Below are 14850 nucleotides of genomic sequence, written 5' to 3' on the forward strand. Positions count from 1 at the left end.
GACGCGTGCCGCTCAGGCGGGCGGGGTGTAGGCCGGGAGGTTGGCCGTCACCAGGTGCTGCTCGAAGCTGAAGACGTTCGGGTCGCGGGCGTCGATGGTGGCGCTCACCCAATGGTTCTGGGCCTCGCCGAAGGTGGTCACCCTGGTGAAGTTCTCCACCACATTCGGTCCCGCCAGACCGGCCGCGTTCGTCGTCGCGTAGTCGGTGAGGGGCTTGTCCGTCTCGAAGCTGTGGCTGTCGCCGTTGACCAGGACCACCCGGCCGTTGAAGGTCGTGGTCTGCACGAACAGCTCCCGCTTGGTGTCCGCGTAGTGGGTCAGCACCGCGGTCGGGTCCCACATGTCCGCCTGCGTGATGATCATGATGCCCTTGCTGCGGGCGGCCTTGGCCGCCGCGAAACCGGCGCGCAGCCATTCGAGGTTCGCGGCGTTGCGGGCCGCGTACTCGGCCTGCCCCTGCTCGGCCGGGCCGTTCTTGCCGCCGTCGGCGAAGTTGTTGTCGCTGCCGGGGATGTTGACGGTGATGAACGTGACCGGGCCGCGCGTCCAGCGGGCGTTCTCCGGGTAGGCAGCGCTCTGCTGGATCACGCTCATCGGGCGCTGGCCCTGGCTGAGGTTCGTGGTGAAGAAGATCGAGCGCAGGTACGCGAGCCGGTCGCTGGAGTCCGACACCAGGCCGCCGACGGTGCTCGGGCGGTCGCAGTCGGTCCACTCGTTGTCGCCGGGGGTGTAGACCACCGGCGCCTGGAACTGCCCGAAGAGACCCTTCGCGTCCTTGTACACGTCCGGGTGGGCGGCGTCGGCGACCGCCTTGTCCGGAGTCGGGTTGGCCGGGTTGGTCGGGTGCGGGTCGGCGTAGCAGGGCTCGCTGCCGTTCTTGATGTCGCCGTCGAAGACCGAGAAGGCGAGGTGGCTCGCGTTCATGTCGGCGACGACGTTGCCGATGTGGGACCGGCCGTAGTCGCCGTACGGCATGTCGCCGAACAGGCCCACGTCGAACGTGTCGCCGTGGCCGCGGTCGTCGTGACCGCCGTCGGCGATCGCCGGCGACGGGCCGCCGGCCGTCAGGACCACGCCCAGGATCAGGGCTGCGCCGGCCGCGGTCAGGCCGAGGGACAGTTTGGTACGCATCGCGACTCCTCCGGGAACGATCTGCCCCCGGAGTGTCGTCCGCCTCGGTTACGCCCCGGCGGCACTCGACCAATACTCCTACAACTTGTAGGTGAACGGCGGGCGGCCGCTCCCCTGTGGTTACGAGACCAGGCCGCGGCGGAACGCCTCGGCGACCGCGCCGGCCCGGTCGCGTACCCCGAGCTTGTCGTAGATGTGCAGCAGGTGGGTCTTGATGCTCGCCTCGCTGATGAGCAGGCCGGCGGCCGCCTCGCGGTTGCTGGCGCCGTCGGCGATGAGCTTGAGCACCTGCAGCTCGCGCTGGCTCAGCGTGCCCGACACCGGGCGGCGGACCCGGCCCATCAGCCGCCCGGCCACCGCCGGCGCCAGCACCGACTCGCCCCGCGCGGCGGAGCGCACCGCGCGCAGCAGGTCCTCCACGGGGGCGTCCTTCAACAGGTACCCGGTGGCGCCGGCCTCGATGGCGGGCAGCACGTCGTGGTCGGTGTCGAACGTGGTCAGCACCAGCACCCGGACCTCCGGCGCCCGCTGCCGCAGCCGCCGGATCGCCTCGGCGCCGTCCACCACCGGCATGCGCAGGTCCATGAGCACGACGTCCGGCCGCAGCTCGACGGCCCGCTCGACCGCCGCGGCGCCGTCGCCGGCGACGCCGACGACCTCGAACTCGGCGGTGCCGGCGAACGCGCCCCGCAGCCCGTCACGCACGATCGGATGGTCGTCGACGATGAGCAGGCGGATGGGCGGGGTCACGTCGGCCTCGTTTCCGGGGTCAGAGCCGGCACGGTGACGTTGAGGGTGGTGCCGTCGCCGGGTTCGCTTTCGATGGTGAGGGTGCCCTGCACGCGCTCCGCCCGCTGGCGCACGCCGTGCAGGCCGAAGCCGCTGCCGTCCGCTCCGCCGCCGGGCGGCACCGCCGCCGGGTCGAAGCCGGCGCCGTCGTCGCGCACGTCGAGCATCACCACGTCGTCAAGATAGGACAGGGTGACGGCCACCCGGGCGGCGCCGGCGTGCTTGGCCACATTGGCCAGCGCCTCCTGTGCGGCGCGGAACAGCGTGACCTCGATCTCGGTGTGCAGCGTGCGCGCCTCGCCGGTGGTTTCCAGCTGCACCGGCACGCCCGAGGTCCGCGACCACCGCGCGGCGAGGTCGGCGACGGCGTCGGGCAGCCGGACGTCCTCCAACTCCTGCGGGCCGAGCGCGGCGACCGAGCGGCGGGCCGCCGCCAGGCTCTCCCGGGCCAGCGTGTGGACCTGGTCGACGTGGTGGCGCCACAGCCGCGGGTCGTCACGGACCCGCTCGGCGGCCTGCAGCTGCGTGATGATGCCGGTCAGCCCCTGGGCGAGGGTGTCGTGGATCTCGCGGGCCATCCGCTGCCGCTCGTGGTGGATGCCGGCCTCGCGGGCCTGCTCGAGCAGCTGCGCGTGCAGGCCCGCGTTCTCGGCGAGCGCGGTCCGCAGCTGCGCCACCGCCCGGTGGCGCTGCTCGGTCTCGTCGCTGAAGCGGTACCCGAGATAGCCGAACCAGCCGATGAGGAACGTCTGCAGGGCCACGATCAGCACCACCATCGTGGCCCACTCCGGGGTGTCGGGCACGCCGCCCGGCAGCACGTTGACCAGGCAGGAGGTCAGGAAGACGCTGACGAACGCCCACCGCGGCGGCAGCACCTCGTAGGCCTGCACGAAGCCGATGGTGCCGAAGACGAAGAAGGCCGGCTGCCAGGACATCAGTACCGCCGCCAGGGCCAGCTGCCCGCCGACGTACACCAACATCGGGCCGGTCCGCTGCGTCCACGACGCCGGGCGCAGGGTGTACATACCCAGCGCCCAGGCGGCGGTCACCGCGACCAGGGCCACGGTGACCAGCCGGTCGCCCGCGCTCTGACCCGGGCTCAGCAGGACCAGCACCGCCGACACGCCGAGCAGGATGTACGGCAGGGGCACCAGGAGCCGCCGCAGGCGCAGCCGCGACTCCAACGTCTCGGGCAGCTCGGCCGGCACGCTCGTCATGCCCCTACCCCACCGTAGATTTACTCCCAGCGGAAGCATCGGATCGCGAGCAGCGCGGCGAGCACCGCGTAGGCGGCCAGCACCGCGACGGCCTGGCCGGACGGCCAGCCGCCGTCCGTGGTGTCGCGCAGCCCCTGGACCGCCGCGCCGAGCGGGGTGAAGTCGCTGACGCGCACCAGCTTGTCCGGCATCACCTCGCGCGGCACCCACAGGCCGGCGAAGAACATCAGCGGGAAGAACAGCGCGGTGCCGATGCCGCTCGCCGCACGGCTGGAGGGCGTCACCGCGCCGACGAGCAGACCCAGCCCGAACATCGCCGCCGCGGTGAGCAGGAACACCAACCCGAGCCCGAGGACCTGTCCCGGCGGGCGCACGTCGAAGGCGAGGCCGGCCACCACGTACAGCACCAGCAGCGTGGCGACGGCGAGCAGTGCCTGCACCGCGACCTGGGCGGCGAGCACCCGCCCCGGGCCGATCGGCGTCGTGGCCAGCCGGCGCAGCACGCCCTTCTCCCGGTACTGCCCGAGGAACAGCGGCGTCACGAACAGCGCCATGGCGGCCAGGCCCATGATCGCGATGATCGGCACGTACAGGTCGATGACGCGCAGCCCGTCCAGCGCCGGATCCGCGCGGCGGAACGGCGGAACGCTGCCCAATGCCACGAGGAGCACCACGGGGAAGGCGGTGCACCAGATGTAGGCGCTCGGTTCGCGCAGGAACAACCGCAGCTCTGCCGTGGTCATTCGGTACAGTGCTGACACCTCAGGCTCCCTGCTCGTCCGGTTGCGTCTCGGCCTGGCGCCCGGTCAGCGCCAGGAATGCGTCGTCCAGGCCGGACTGCTCCACCCGCAGCTCGGCGGCGATGATCTGGTTGCGGGCCAGCACGGCGGTCACGGCGTGCACCAGGTTGCCGGTGCCGGTCACGATCACCTGCGGGCCCTGCCGGGTCACCCCGGTGACCTCGGGCAGCTCGGTGAGCAGCCGGTCGTCCAGCGGGCTCGCCGGGCGGAACCGCATCCGCTGCGGCGCGTCGACCTTGGAGACGAGCCCGGCCGGGGAGTCGAGCGCGACGACCCGGCCGGCGTCGATGAGCGCCACCCTGTCGCAGAGCCGCTCGGCCTCGTCCATGAGGTGGGTGACGAGCACGACGGTCACGCCGCGCGAGCGGACCTGCTCGACCACGTCCCAGGCGTCGCGGCGGGCCTGCGGGTCCAGGCCCGTGGTCAGCTCGTCGAGCACCGCCACCCGCGGGTTGCCGACGAGCGCGAGCGCGATCGACACCCGCTGCTTCTGTCCGCCGGAGAGCTTGCCGAAGCGGGTGCGTCGCTGCTCGGACAGGCCGAGGTCGGACAGCAGCGCCTCCCAGTCGGCCGGGTCGCGGTAGAAGCTCGAGTACAGCCGTAGTGCCTCGGCGACGGTGATCCGGTCGGGCAGGTGACTCTCCTGCAACTGCATGCCCAGCTGGTGCCGCAGCTCGCCCCCGTCGCGGCGCGGATCCAGCCCCAGCACGCTGATCGTGCCGCCGTCGGGCCGACGCAGCCCGGCGATGCACTCGACCGTGGTGGTCTTGCCCGCGCCGTTCGGGCCGAGGATCCCGAAGATCTCGCCCTCCCGCACGGCGAACGAAACGCCGTCGACCACGTCGCGCTCACCGTACCGCTTCCGCAGGTCGGTGACTGTGATGATGTCCACGCCCTTCAGCCTGCGCCACGGCGCGCCGCGGCGGATCGACCGCGCGACACCTCAGTCGGTGGGCCTCCGTATCAACCGATCGGTGGATGCGCTCAACCGTCCGGTGACGTGCTTCCACACCGCTTCCACGGCCTTTGCACCGGGCTTGCACCGCGGCTCGGCAGTGTGTTCCACAGAGGTAGCACGGTGCTCCTCGGGTATGTCAGGAGGCTCGGATGAGGGGAATCGTCGAGGGCATGGGCGGCCGGTTGCTGGCCATGTTCGTGCCCAAGATCAGTGCGTCGGCGGGCTGTGGCAGCTGGCCGTCGTGCTGGCAGTGCATCAGCCGGTGCGGGCGGGCGCTGCCCTGCGACGCCTGCACCGTCGGGGAGATCGACAAGCCCGGTGAATGGATCCTGTGCAAGGGCTGCTGATCAGGTGAGGCCGCGGGGCGGCTGACCGCTGCCGCCGTGCGGCTTCCCGTCTCCGGCCGAGGTCGCGACGCCGGTGCTCCGACGTGGAATCCACGGTCGGAGACGGGTGGTCGGGCCTCGGCCGGGGCGGCCGGGCGCCAACGAGTCGAAGCGAAGGGATCTCCGATGCACTATCTGGCCATCACCGTGCGCTGCGCGATCGGGCTGGTGTTCCTGGCGTCCTCGGTCGGCAAGTTGTGGGGACGGGGCGCGTTCCCCGCGTTCGTCGCCTCCCTGCGCGGCGTCGGCCTGCTGCCGCGACGCCTGGTCCGGCCGGCCGCGATCGTCCTGGTGGTGGCGGAGGGCGTGCTGTGCGCGGCGCTGGCGGTGCCCACGGGGCTCGTTCCCGGCCTCGCGCTGGTCGGTGCGGCCCTGCTGCTGGGCGTCTTCACGGTGGGGGTGGCGGTCGCGGTACGACGGGGGACCGCGAGCACCTGCCGCTGCTTCGGCGCCTCCACCGAGCGGCTCGGCCGCCGGCACGTCGGCCGCAACATACTGCTCACCGGTCTGGCGACGGGGGGAGCCGCCGCGGCGTTCGCGGCGGCTGCGTCACCACCCGGCTCCCTCCGGCCGGCGGGGCTGCTGCTCGCCGGCTTCGCCGGCCTGCTGCTGGGCTTCCTGGCCACCAGATTCGACGACCTGGCGGCCGTGTTCCGCGGGGTCGAGCACGATCCGCGACTCACCACTACGTTTAGGAGCAACAGATGACCGTTCTTGTCGCGGCCGTTCTGGTCGTTGGCCTGCTCAGCACGGTGAACTTCCTGCTCACGTTCGGTGTGCTCAAGCGTCTCCGGGAGCACACGGCGCTGCTGTCCAACAACGCCGGGCCCTCCGCCGAGCTGGGCATCGCCGACCCGGTGGGCGACTTCGCCGCGGTCGACACCGATGGCGTGCCGGTACGCCGCGAGCTGCTGCGTGGGGAGACCTTCGTGGCCTTCGTCTCCACGTCCTGCGACTCCTGCCGGGAGAAGCTGCCCGAACTCGTCGAGCACGCCCGGCGGGTGCCCGGCGGCCGGGATCAGGTGCTCGCCGTCGTCGCCGACGGAGCCGGCGACGCCGACGGGTTCGCCGAGCGGCTCGCCGCGGTGGCGCGGGTCGTGGTCGAGCCGAAGGGCGGTCCCCTCAGCAACGCGTTCCGGGCCTTCACCTACCCCACCATGATGTGGGTAGGCCCGGACGACGCCGGCCGGGTGGTCCGGATCAAGCAGACGGCGCCGGCCCCGGCATGACCGGGTGGCGGACACGGCGGGGCGGCGTCGAGGCGCCGCCACCGGCGCGGTCGGCACGGCGGATCCGCACGGCCTGCCTGCTCGTCGGCCGCGCCGCCCCGGTGACCCTGCTGGGGTACGTCGTGCTCACGCTCGGCGCCGGTGCGCTGCCCGTACTGATGGCGTGGCTGACCAAGGGAATCCTGGACGGGCTCGCCGGCGACGCGGCGCCGAGGACCCTGACCCAGCTCGGACTGGCGCTCGCCGTCGCAGGCATGGTGGCGGGATCGGCGCCGCAGCTCACCCAGTTCCTGCGGGCGGAGCTGGACCGGTCGGTCGGCCTGCTCGCGCAGGAACGGCTGTTCACGGCGGTGGACCGTTTCGTCGGCCTCGACCGGTTCGAGGACCCACAGTTCCTGGACCGGCTCCGGCTCGCCCAGCAGACCGGTGGCAGCACCCCGAGCCAGGTCGTGGACGGTGTGCTGGGCACCGCCCGGACGGCGGTCACCGTCACCGGCTTCCTCGGGTCGCTCTACCTGTTCAGCCCGATGCTGGCCGTGCTGGTGCTGGCGTCGGCGGTGCCGATGCTCGCGACCGAGATGCTGCTCGCCCGCTACCGGGCCGGGATGCAGTGGCGGATCGGGCCGGCGGAGCGCCGCGAGTTCTTCTACAGCCAGCTGCTCTCCACCGCCGCGGCGGCGAAGGAGGTGCGGCTGTTCGGCACCGGCGGCCACCTGCGGGCCCGGATGCTGGCCGACCGCCGGACGGTCAACCGGGCCAAGCACCTCAACGACCGCCGCGAGCTGGTGGCGCAGGTCAGCCTGGCGCTCGTGGCCGCGGTCGTCGCCGGCGTCGGCCTGCTGTGGGCGGTCCGCGCCGCGGCGGCCGGCCGGATCACGGTCGGTGACGTCACCGTCTTCGTCGCAGCGGTCGCCGGTGTACAGAACGCGCTGGCCTCACTGGCCGCGGAGATCGCCCGCGCGCACCACGCGTTGCTGATGTTCGACCACTACGTGGCGGTGACGACGAGCCCGCCCGACCTGCCCGTCGCCCCGGTCGCCCGGCCGGTCGATCAGCTGCGGCGGGGTATCGAGCTGCGGGACGTGTGGTTCCGGTACTCCGCAGGGACGCCGTGGGTCCTGCGTGGGGTGAACCTGTGGATCCCGGCCGGCGCCACCCTCGCGGTCGTCGGGCTCAACGGTGCCGGCAAGTCGACGCTGGTCAAGCTGTTGTGCCGGTTCCACGACCCCAGCCGTGGCCAGGTGCTCTGGGACGGGGTGGACATCCGCGAGGTCGACCCGGTCCAGCTGCGGCGCCGCATCGGCGCCGTCTTCCAGGACTACATGCACTACGACCTGACCGCGGCGGAGAATATCGCGCTGGGTGATCTCACCGCCCTGCCGGACCGGGGACGGATCACCGCCGCCGCCCGTACCGCCGGCGTCCACGACGTGCTGACCGCGCTGCCGCACGGGTATGACACCCTGCTGTCCCGGATCTTCTACCAGGAAGCGGACAAGCAGGACCCGACCACCGGCGTGGTCCTCTCGGGTGGCCAGTGGCAACGGCTGGCGCTCGCCCGCGCCTTCCTGCGGGACCGGCCGGACCTGCTGATCCTCGACGAACCCTCGGCCGGCCTCGACGCCGCGGCCGAGCACGAGATCCATCACCGCCTGCTGCGGTACCGCGCGGGCCGCACCAGCGTGCTGATCTCGCACCGGCTGGGCGCCCTCCGCGACGCCGACCTGATCGTGGTCATCGCCGACGGCGGCGTGACGGAGCGAGGCACGCACGATTCCCTGATGGCGGCCGGCGGCACCTACCGCAGGCTGTTCGACCTGCAGGCGTCCGGCTACGGCGAACACGCCGAGGGCGCGCTGACGACGGAGGCGAGATGATCGTGTGGATGCTGATCTACGGGGTGTCGGCGGCCCTGGCCGGCGCGGTCCTGCTCGGACGGTGCCTGGCACGTCGTCTCGTCGCGGTGACCGTGCACGGCGCCAGCATGGAGCCGACGTACCGCGACGGCGACCGGGTGCTGGTCCGGCGGGGCGGCATGCCGGCCGTGGGACAGGTGGTGGTCGTGGAGTACCCGTCCCTCGACGGCACGTGGCACTTGCCGCTGTTGCCCGACGGCGCCCCGGCGGCCGAGGTGGGCCGGCGCCGGTGGCTGATCAAGAGGGTGGCGGCGGTGCCCGGCGATCCGGTGCCCCGAGACCGGGTGCCGGCGCTGGCCGGGGAGCGGGTGCCGCCGGGCATGGTCGTGCTCCTGGGCGACAATCCGGGCTCGAGCTTCGACTCGCGGCGGATGGGCTACTTCTCCGGCGCGCGGGTGCTGGGCGCGGTGCTCAACGCCCGTCGCTCGCCCTCGACCTGACCGGCGGCCGCCAGCCTGGTCCGGGTGCCGCACAGCTCCAGCTTGGCCCGCACGGCCTCGGCGCCGTCGGTGCGCAGCTCGGTCATGATCGCGTACGCCCGTCCCCAACTGGCCGCGGCGGCCGTCATGTCACCCAGGGCGTGGTGGCAGTCACCGAGATGCGCCAGGGCCTCGGCTTCCTTGAAGCGGTGCCCGACGTTCAGGCCCAGTGCCTGCTCGTAGCATTCGACGGCGATGATGTACTCGCCCAGGTGCTGGTAGGCGTAGCCGAGGGTGTCCCAGGTGTTCACGGCCCCGGCGTCGTCGCCCAGTTCGGCGTGCAGGGACAGCGCCTGCCGGCAGTATCCGATGGCCTGCCGGTAGTCGCCGACCTGCGCGAGATCCCAACCGACCGCGTTCAGTGCCCGGGCCTGCCCGCCGCGGTCGCCGCCCCGCGTGAACAGGTCGAGCGCGACCTGGTCGTGGTGTGCCGCCGTCCGCCGGTCCCCCTGCAGCTCACACAGCCAGCCGAGGCTCAGGTGGATGTACGCCTGGCCGTTCGGATCCGCGGCATCGGCGAGGTCGGTCAGCGCCCGGTGCAGCTGGAACCGCGCCTGTTCCGGCCGCCCGAGCCCGGCGAGCGCGTGGGAGAGCTCCCTGCGGCACTGGGCCTGCGCCGGCCGGTCATCGAGGCGGGTCGCCGCCGACAGGGCCAGGGACTGGGTGGTCAGCACGTCGTGCCAGTAGCTGCCCCGGCCGAGGTACGTCGCCGTCGCCCAGGCCAGCTGCCAGGCGTGCCGGTCGAGACCGGCCTGGGCGGCGCAACCGACCATGGCGATCAGCGTCTGGTGCTCCGCGGTGAACCAGGCGAGGGGGTCGACCTCCGCGATGTCCTCGGGCGTCACGCCCTCCTCCGGTGCGGCCATCGCCACCGGTTGCCGGTGCGGCATCAGCGCCCTGTCCCCCGCGACGGCGGAATGCAGGTAGTGGTCCAGCATCCTGCGCCGTGCGGCAGCCCGCTCGGGCTCGGCCTCGCTCAGTTCACCCGCGTACGCCCGGAGCAGATCGTGCATGACGTACCGGCCCGGCACCCGTTCCCCGGTCAGGTGGGCACCGGTCAGCTCGGCGAGCAGGGCGTTGGCCGCGCGCCGGCCCACCCCGGCCACACTGGCCGCCGAGGCGGCGGTGAACTCCGGGCCGGGATGCAGGCCGAGCAGCCGGAACAGCCGGGCCGCCGCCGGGGTCAGCGCCCGGTAGGACCAGGAGAACACGGCGCGGACGTCCACCGACGAGTCGCTGTCGGCGAGCCGGTCCAGCACCCCGGCCCCGGCCAGGTCATCGGCGAGGGCCTGGAGGGTGAACTGGGGGTTGGCGGCGGCCCGGGCGGCCGCGATGGACAGGGCCAGCGGGAGTCCCGCACAGAGCCGGGCGATCTCGGAGACGGCCTCGGGTTCCTTCCCGGCGCGGTCGGCGCCGATCCGATCGCCGACCAGCTGGCAGGCCTCCTCCTCGTCCAGCAGGCCCAGCGTGAGCGGGTGGGCGCCGTCGACGGCGATCAGGGACGACATCCGGTTCCGGCTGGTCACCACCGTCACGCACGTGGTCGAGGCGGGAAGCAGCGGCCGGACCTGGTCGGCGTCGTGAGCGTTGTCGAGGACGATCAGGATCCGGCGGTCCCGCAGGTGGGCCTGGTACCTGGCCATCTGCGCGTTGAGGTTGGCCGGGATCTGCTCCGGTGCCACGCCGAGCGCCTCGAGGAAGACGCGCAGCACCTCGGTCGGCGCCAGCGCCGCGGCACTGGCGTCGAAGCCGCGGAGGTTGACGTAGAGCTGCCCGTCGGGGAACCGTGGGGCCAGCCGGTGGGCCAGCCGCAGACTCGCACTCGTCTTGCCGACCCCGGCCGGACCGAGGACCAGCAGCACCGCCGACCGCGGCTCGTCGCGGCCGACCAGCCGGGCCTCCGCGGTGGACAGTTCCTGCGCCCGGCCGACGAAACGCGGCAGGTCCGGCGGCAGCATCCGGGGCACCGAGGACCGGCCGGCCGGCCCGCCTGCCGGTTGCCGCACCTCCCGCCGCAGGATGTCGCGCTGCAGGCGGTGCAGCTCCGGCGCGTCGATGCCCCGGCCACCCAGCAGCGCCAGACCGTGCCGGCACACCTCCGCCGCCTCGTCGGTCCGGCCGTCGCGGTACAGGGTGAGGGCGAGCATGCAGCGCAGGCCCTCGTCGTACGGGTCGGCGGCCACCGCGCCGATCAGGTCGCCGATCGCCTCGGCGTGCCGCCCCGACTCGTTGACCGCCTCCGCGTAGGCGAGCAGCGCCGCGCGGTGCACTGCTCTCAGGCGGGCGATCTCGACCAACGCGAAGGGTCTGTCGGCGAGGTCGGCGTACGGCTCGCCGTGCCAGTCGTCGAGCGCGGTACGCAGGACCGCGACGGCCCGGTCGGTCTGCTCGGCGTCGCCGAGCGCCAGCAGCCGGCGGCTCTCCCGGACCGACTCCTCGAACCGGACGGCGTCGACGCACGCCGGCTCCAGGTCCAGCCGGTACCCCGCCGCGGTCCCGTGGCCGGCCGTGGCGATGAGCCCTTTGCCGCGCTGTCCCCGCTCACCGGGTTCGAGGGCGCGCCGCAGGTGGGCGACGTGGCTGCGGAGGGTGGCCCGCGCGGCGTCCGACACGTCGTCGCCGGCCAGCAGCGTCGCCAGCCGCCGGCTCGGCACCGGCTTGCCCAGCTCCAGCAGCAGGATGGCGAGCAGCGTGGTGAGCTGCGGCCCCAGCGGGACCGGGACACCGTCCCGGCGGAGCTGCACGGGGCCCAGGACGGAGACGTCGATCCGTCCACCCGCGACCTGCTCGCTCACCCGCACGTGCCCGGGTCACCGGCCGGGACCGCCGCGCCTTTGGCTACCCCGGTACGCAGCAGATCCACCTCAGCCATAGTCGCTGGTTGATTCAGGTGATTTGCATTGTATAGGCGCTGTTCGACCACCGGCACCATGCCGCCGACCGGCTCCCGCCACGAACCGCCGGCCGTCGCCGTCTCCAGTCAGCTCGAACATCGCGGCGTCGACGGGCACGCGCCGCAGGAGGGCTTCTGCCGCACCGTCATCCAATGTGGACGGTACGGCGACATGGCTATGTCGCCGGCCGAGCGTCTCGCCGTCACCGCTCCATACGGGCAGCGCTGGCCGGGTCTCGCCGCGCCGCAACCGGTCGGCGACGATCCTGACCTGCACGCCGACGAGTGCGTGAGCGTCATGCTGGCCGGCAACCCCGGGCTACGGCTCGGCCTGGTCGCCACCGCCCGTGGCACCGACTCCATCACCGCAGCCGGATGGCAAGGCCCGGCGAACTACGACAACGACACGGCGAAGCTCTCGGCCGTACTGCGCTCCTGGGAACACCGGTTCGCCACACGCGTCATCGGCGTCGGGTTCGCCGAGCTCTACCTGAGCGTCGCAGCCCCACCGACCAACCACGCCGCCGCCCTCACCATCGCGGCGGAGCACTTCGCGTTCTGTCCCGACAACGTCTGGCAGGGCAGCGCACCGGACCTCACCACCTACGCCAGCCGACTCATCGATGCGCCGATCTGGTCATTCTGGTGGGACTGAGGTTCCGCCGCCGGCACTCGGTGGCTTGCGACCCCCAGCGTGGCGTGGACCGGCGACGGTTAACTGTTGACAAACTTAACTGATTGACGTTCCCTGATGGGAAGGTCGACGCCGGTGGGCGGACCGGTCGTCAACGGATGACTCACGTCTGCCGAAGGAGCAACATGACCCTCCGAAGAAGACTGGCGGTCCTGGCGGCCGCCCTCCTCACCGCCCCGCTGTTCACCGTGATCCTCTCGGCCACGCCGGCCAGCGCTCACGGCTGGGTCACCAGCCCACCGAGCCGCCAGGACCAGTGCGCCACCGGTGTCGTCGCGAACTGCGGCTCCATCCAGTACGAACCGCAGAGCGTCGAGGCGCCCAAGGGCTCCCGCAACTGCAGCGGCGGGAGCAGCTACACGGTGCTCGACCAGGACAACAAGGGCTGGCGCGTCACGAACATCAGCAGCTCGCAGACGTTCACCTGGCGCAACACCGCCATGCACCGCACGCTCAACTGGCAGTACTACGTCGACGGCAACCTGCACCAGACGTTCACCAACGGCAACGCGCAGCCGCCGCAGATCGTCAACCACAACGTCACCGGGCTGCCCAGCGGACGGCACAAGATCCTCGCCGTCTGGAACATCTACGACACGGCGATGGCGTTCTACTCCTGCGTCGACGTCAACGTGGGTAGCGGTGGTGGCGGCGGTGGCACCACCCCGCCCCCGCCGCCGACCGGTAACTGCGGCGCGGCGTGGAGCGCCTCGGCCGTCTACACCGGCGGCATGACCGTCTCGCACAAGAGCCGCAAGTACACCGCGCGCTGGTGGACCCAGGGCGAGGAGCCGGGCACCACCGGGGAGTGGGGCGTCTGGCAGGACAACGGCGCCTGCTGATCCGGCACACGTACTGATGAAGAACAGGCCGTCCGGCCCGGGGCATCCCGGGCCGGACGGTTCCGAGCACCCGATCGAGCGGAGCCCTCGCCGATGAACCTGCGCAGCCAGAACGTCGTGGCCGTTGTCGCGGTGGCCGCGGTTGTCGCCGGTCTCGGCCTGGCGGCGTGTTCCGGCCCGTCGCCCAGTTCCGGACCTGCGCCTGCCGCCGCGCCGGCATCCGCCGGCAGCGACCACCAGCACGCCGCCGGCGGACCGGTGGGGTCCGGCGCGCCGGGCGGGACGGTCGTCGTGCACGCCGCCGACGAGTTGCGCGCCACGCTGACCCAGCTCGTGCCAAAGTTCGAGGAGGCATTCCCGGGTGTCCGGATCGCGGTGGAGTACGGCCGCGGCTCCGAGCACGCCGGGCACATCCTCGCCGGCGCGCCGGTCGACGTGTTCGTGTCCGCGGACGCGGTCGCCACCACCCAGGTCACGGCCGGGCACGCCCGCGGTGAGCCCGCCGTCGTCGCCCGCGACCCGATCGTCATTGCCGTCGCGCCGAGCGCCGGGATCGCCGGTCTCGCCGACCTTCCCGGCAGGCGGGTGGCGTTGTGCGCCGAGACCACCCCGTGCGGCCGGGTGAGCCGCGCCGCGCTCACGGCCGCCGCCGTCGACGTGCGCCCCGTCTCCGTCGATCCGGACCCGGCCACCGCGCTGACACGGGTCCGCTCGGGTGCCGCCGACGCCGCGCTCGTCTACCGCACCGACGTCGTCGCGTCCGGCAACGACCTGCGTGCCCTCGACTTCTCCCAGGCGCTGCTCATCGCCGACCAGTACACCGCCATCAAGGTCTCGACCGGCCCCAACACGGTCGGCGCCGACGCGTTCGTGGCGTTCCTCGGCTCCGCCCTGGCGCGGCACATCTTCGCCGACGCCGGCCTGTCACCCACCTGACCTACGGATGAGCAAGCAGGAAAGTAACCGCCTCTTACATTTAACAGTGTTAACTGATAGTTTCCTCGCCATCGATCCATCGATGGCGAGGAGTCCAATGAGCTCTCAACGTCGTAAATTCGCACTGGCAGCGGGCATGGCCGCCACGGTCATGACGGCAATCGTGCTCGTCCCCACGCTCCAGGCACAGGCCGGCAGCGCCGCCGTCCAGGCCGCCTGCACCGCCCCGGTCTGGGCCGAAGGTAACACCTACACAGTCGGCACCCAGGTCACGTACCAGGGCCACACGTACCGGGCGCTGCAGACCCACACCGCCTACCCCGGGACCGGCTGGACCCCGTCCACCACGCCGTCGCTGTGGACAGACCTCGGCACGTGCACCGGAGGCGGCGGCCCGACCACTCCCCCGCCGACCACGCCGGCCGGCACGCCGTCCGCTCCCGGTAACTTCCGGGTGACCGCGACCACGAACACCAGCTTCACCCTCGCCTGGAACGCCTCGACCGGCACCGTCACCGGCTACCGCGTCTACGAGGGCAGCACCGTGCGGGCCACCGTCACCGGCACCTCCACCACCGTG

Annotated in this window: 15 protein-coding genes; 9 read left to right on the forward strand and 6 right to left on the reverse strand. The window is 72.5% G+C overall.

Translation table 11 applies throughout. The annotated features are described in order from the left end of the window. Positions 1 to 12: 12 nt before the first annotated feature. From ABD332_RS51870 to ABD332_RS51890, 5 genes are all read right to left on the reverse strand, one after another. On the reverse strand, positions 13 to 1131 hold the full coding sequence (locus tag ABD332_RS51870) for a hypothetical protein (RefSeq protein WP_344513116.1): 1119 nt from the start codon (positions 1129 to 1131) through the stop codon (positions 13 to 15). Positions 1132 to 1251: 120 nt separating this feature from the next. Beyond that, positions 1252 to 1881 (reverse strand): response regulator, encoded by a 630-nt coding sequence (locus ABD332_RS51875; protein ID WP_344513118.1) that lies wholly within the window; start codon positions 1879 to 1881, stop codon positions 1252 to 1254. Continuing rightward, entirely contained in the window at positions 1878 to 3137 is a 1260-nt protein-coding gene (locus ABD332_RS51880) for a sensor histidine kinase (RefSeq protein ID WP_344513120.1), read from the reverse strand. Before ABD332_RS51880 ends, ABD332_RS51875 begins: the two co-directional genes overlap by 4 nt. Positions 3138 to 3157: 20 nt before the next feature. After that, on the reverse strand, positions 3158 to 3898 hold the full coding sequence (locus tag ABD332_RS51885; RefSeq protein ID WP_344513122.1) for an ABC transporter permease: 741 nt from the start codon (positions 3896 to 3898) through the stop codon (positions 3158 to 3160). A gap of 1 nt (position 3899) precedes the next feature. Next, positions 3900 to 4829, reverse strand: coding sequence for an ABC transporter ATP-binding protein (locus ABD332_RS51890; RefSeq protein WP_344513124.1), 930 nt, complete (start codon positions 4827 to 4829; stop codon positions 3900 to 3902). Positions 4830 to 5044: 215 nt separating this feature from the next. On the opposite strand from ABD332_RS51890, the gene ABD332_RS51895 reads away from it, so the two are divergent. The 5 genes from ABD332_RS51895 to ABD332_RS51915 all read left to right on the forward strand — a co-directional run bounded on the left by ABD332_RS51895 (position 5045) and on the right by ABD332_RS51915 (position 8866). Next, positions 5045 to 5242: a hypothetical protein gene (locus tag ABD332_RS51895; protein ID WP_344513126.1), complete on the forward strand. Its 198-nt coding sequence runs from the start codon at positions 5045 to 5047 to the stop codon at positions 5240 to 5242. A 165-nt stretch (positions 5243 to 5407) separates the two neighbouring features. Continuing rightward, complete coding sequence (locus ABD332_RS51900) at positions 5408 to 5989, forward strand: MauE/DoxX family redox-associated membrane protein (protein WP_344513128.1); 582 nt, start codon at positions 5408 to 5410, stop codon at positions 5987 to 5989. Next, positions 5986 to 6510: a thioredoxin domain-containing protein gene (locus ABD332_RS51905; protein ID WP_344513129.1), complete on the forward strand. Its 525-nt coding sequence runs from the start codon at positions 5986 to 5988 to the stop codon at positions 6508 to 6510. The genes ABD332_RS51900 and ABD332_RS51905 overlap by 4 nt, the downstream gene beginning before the upstream one ends. Beyond that, positions 6507 to 8387: an ABC transporter ATP-binding protein gene (locus ABD332_RS51910; protein ID WP_344513130.1), complete on the forward strand. Its 1881-nt coding sequence runs from the start codon at positions 6507 to 6509 to the stop codon at positions 8385 to 8387. Before ABD332_RS51905 ends, ABD332_RS51910 begins: the two co-directional genes overlap by 4 nt. Continuing rightward, entirely contained in the window at positions 8384 to 8866 is a 483-nt protein-coding gene (locus ABD332_RS51915) for a S26 family signal peptidase (RefSeq protein ID WP_344513132.1), read from the forward strand. Before ABD332_RS51910 ends, ABD332_RS51915 begins: the two co-directional genes overlap by 4 nt. On the opposite strand, the gene ABD332_RS51920 is transcribed toward ABD332_RS51915, so the two are convergent. Beyond that, the gene (locus tag ABD332_RS51920) at positions 8803 to 11700 is read right to left on the reverse strand and encodes an AfsR/SARP family transcriptional regulator (protein WP_344513134.1); all 2898 of its coding nucleotides are present in this window, start codon (positions 11698 to 11700) and stop codon (positions 8803 to 8805) included. The two genes, ABD332_RS51915 and ABD332_RS51920, sit on opposite strands and share 64 nt — an antisense overlap. A 135-nt stretch (positions 11701 to 11835) precedes the next feature. Here ABD332_RS51920 and ABD332_RS51925 point away from each other — a divergent pair, with 135 nt between their 5' ends. The 4 genes from ABD332_RS51925 to ABD332_RS51940 all read left to right on the forward strand — a co-directional run. Next, entirely contained in the window at positions 11836 to 12453 is a 618-nt protein-coding gene (locus ABD332_RS51925; RefSeq protein WP_344513136.1) for a DUF4253 domain-containing protein, read from the forward strand. A gap of 164 nt (positions 12454 to 12617) precedes the next feature. Next, complete coding sequence (locus ABD332_RS51930; protein WP_344513137.1) at positions 12618 to 13334, forward strand: lytic polysaccharide monooxygenase; 717 nt, start codon at positions 12618 to 12620, stop codon at positions 13332 to 13334. A gap of 93 nt (positions 13335 to 13427) precedes the next feature. Beyond that, positions 13428 to 14270 carry a molybdate ABC transporter substrate-binding protein gene (gene modA / locus ABD332_RS51935; RefSeq protein WP_344513139.1) on the forward strand — a complete coding sequence of 281 codons (843 nt, stop codon included), beginning with the start codon at positions 13428 to 13430 and terminating at the stop codon, positions 14268 to 14270. Positions 14271 to 14406: 136 nt separating this feature from the next. Next, on the forward strand, positions 14407 to 14850 hold a 444-nt coding region (locus tag ABD332_RS51940; protein ID WP_344513141.1), incomplete at its 3' end, for a carbohydrate-binding protein.

This window comes from Dactylosporangium maewongense (assembly GCF_039531485.1).
Lineage (GTDB): Bacteria > Actinomycetota > Actinomycetes > Mycobacteriales > Micromonosporaceae > Dactylosporangium > Dactylosporangium maewongense.

Coding starts and splice junctions, on each gene's coding strand:
- ABD332_RS51905 (WP_344513129.1), top strand. CDS start 5,986: ATGACCGTTCTTGTCGCGGCCGTTCTGGTCGTTGGCCTGCTCAGCACG.
- ABD332_RS51870 (WP_344513116.1), bottom strand. CDS start 1,131: ATGCGTACCAAACTGTCCCTCGGCCTGACCGCGGCCGGCGCAGCCCTG.
- ABD332_RS51910 (WP_344513130.1), top strand. CDS start 6,507: ATGACCGGGTGGCGGACACGGCGGGGCGGCGTCGAGGCGCCGCCACCG.
- modA (WP_344513139.1), top strand. CDS start 13,428: ATGAACCTGCGCAGCCAGAACGTCGTGGCCGTTGTCGCGGTGGCCGCG.
- ABD332_RS51930 (WP_344513137.1), top strand. CDS start 12,618: ATGACCCTCCGAAGAAGACTGGCGGTCCTGGCGGCCGCCCTCCTCACC.
- ABD332_RS51925 (WP_344513136.1), top strand. CDS start 11,836: ATGCCGCCGACCGGCTCCCGCCACGAACCGCCGGCCGTCGCCGTCTCC.
- ABD332_RS51900 (WP_344513128.1), top strand. CDS start 5,408: ATGCACTATCTGGCCATCACCGTGCGCTGCGCGATCGGGCTGGTGTTC.
- ABD332_RS51880 (WP_344513120.1), bottom strand. CDS start 3,137: ATGACGAGCGTGCCGGCCGAGCTGCCCGAGACGTTGGAGTCGCGGCTG.
- ABD332_RS51895 (WP_344513126.1), top strand. CDS start 5,045: ATGAGGGGAATCGTCGAGGGCATGGGCGGCCGGTTGCTGGCCATGTTC.
- ABD332_RS51915 (WP_344513132.1), top strand. CDS start 8,384: ATGATCGTGTGGATGCTGATCTACGGGGTGTCGGCGGCCCTGGCCGGC.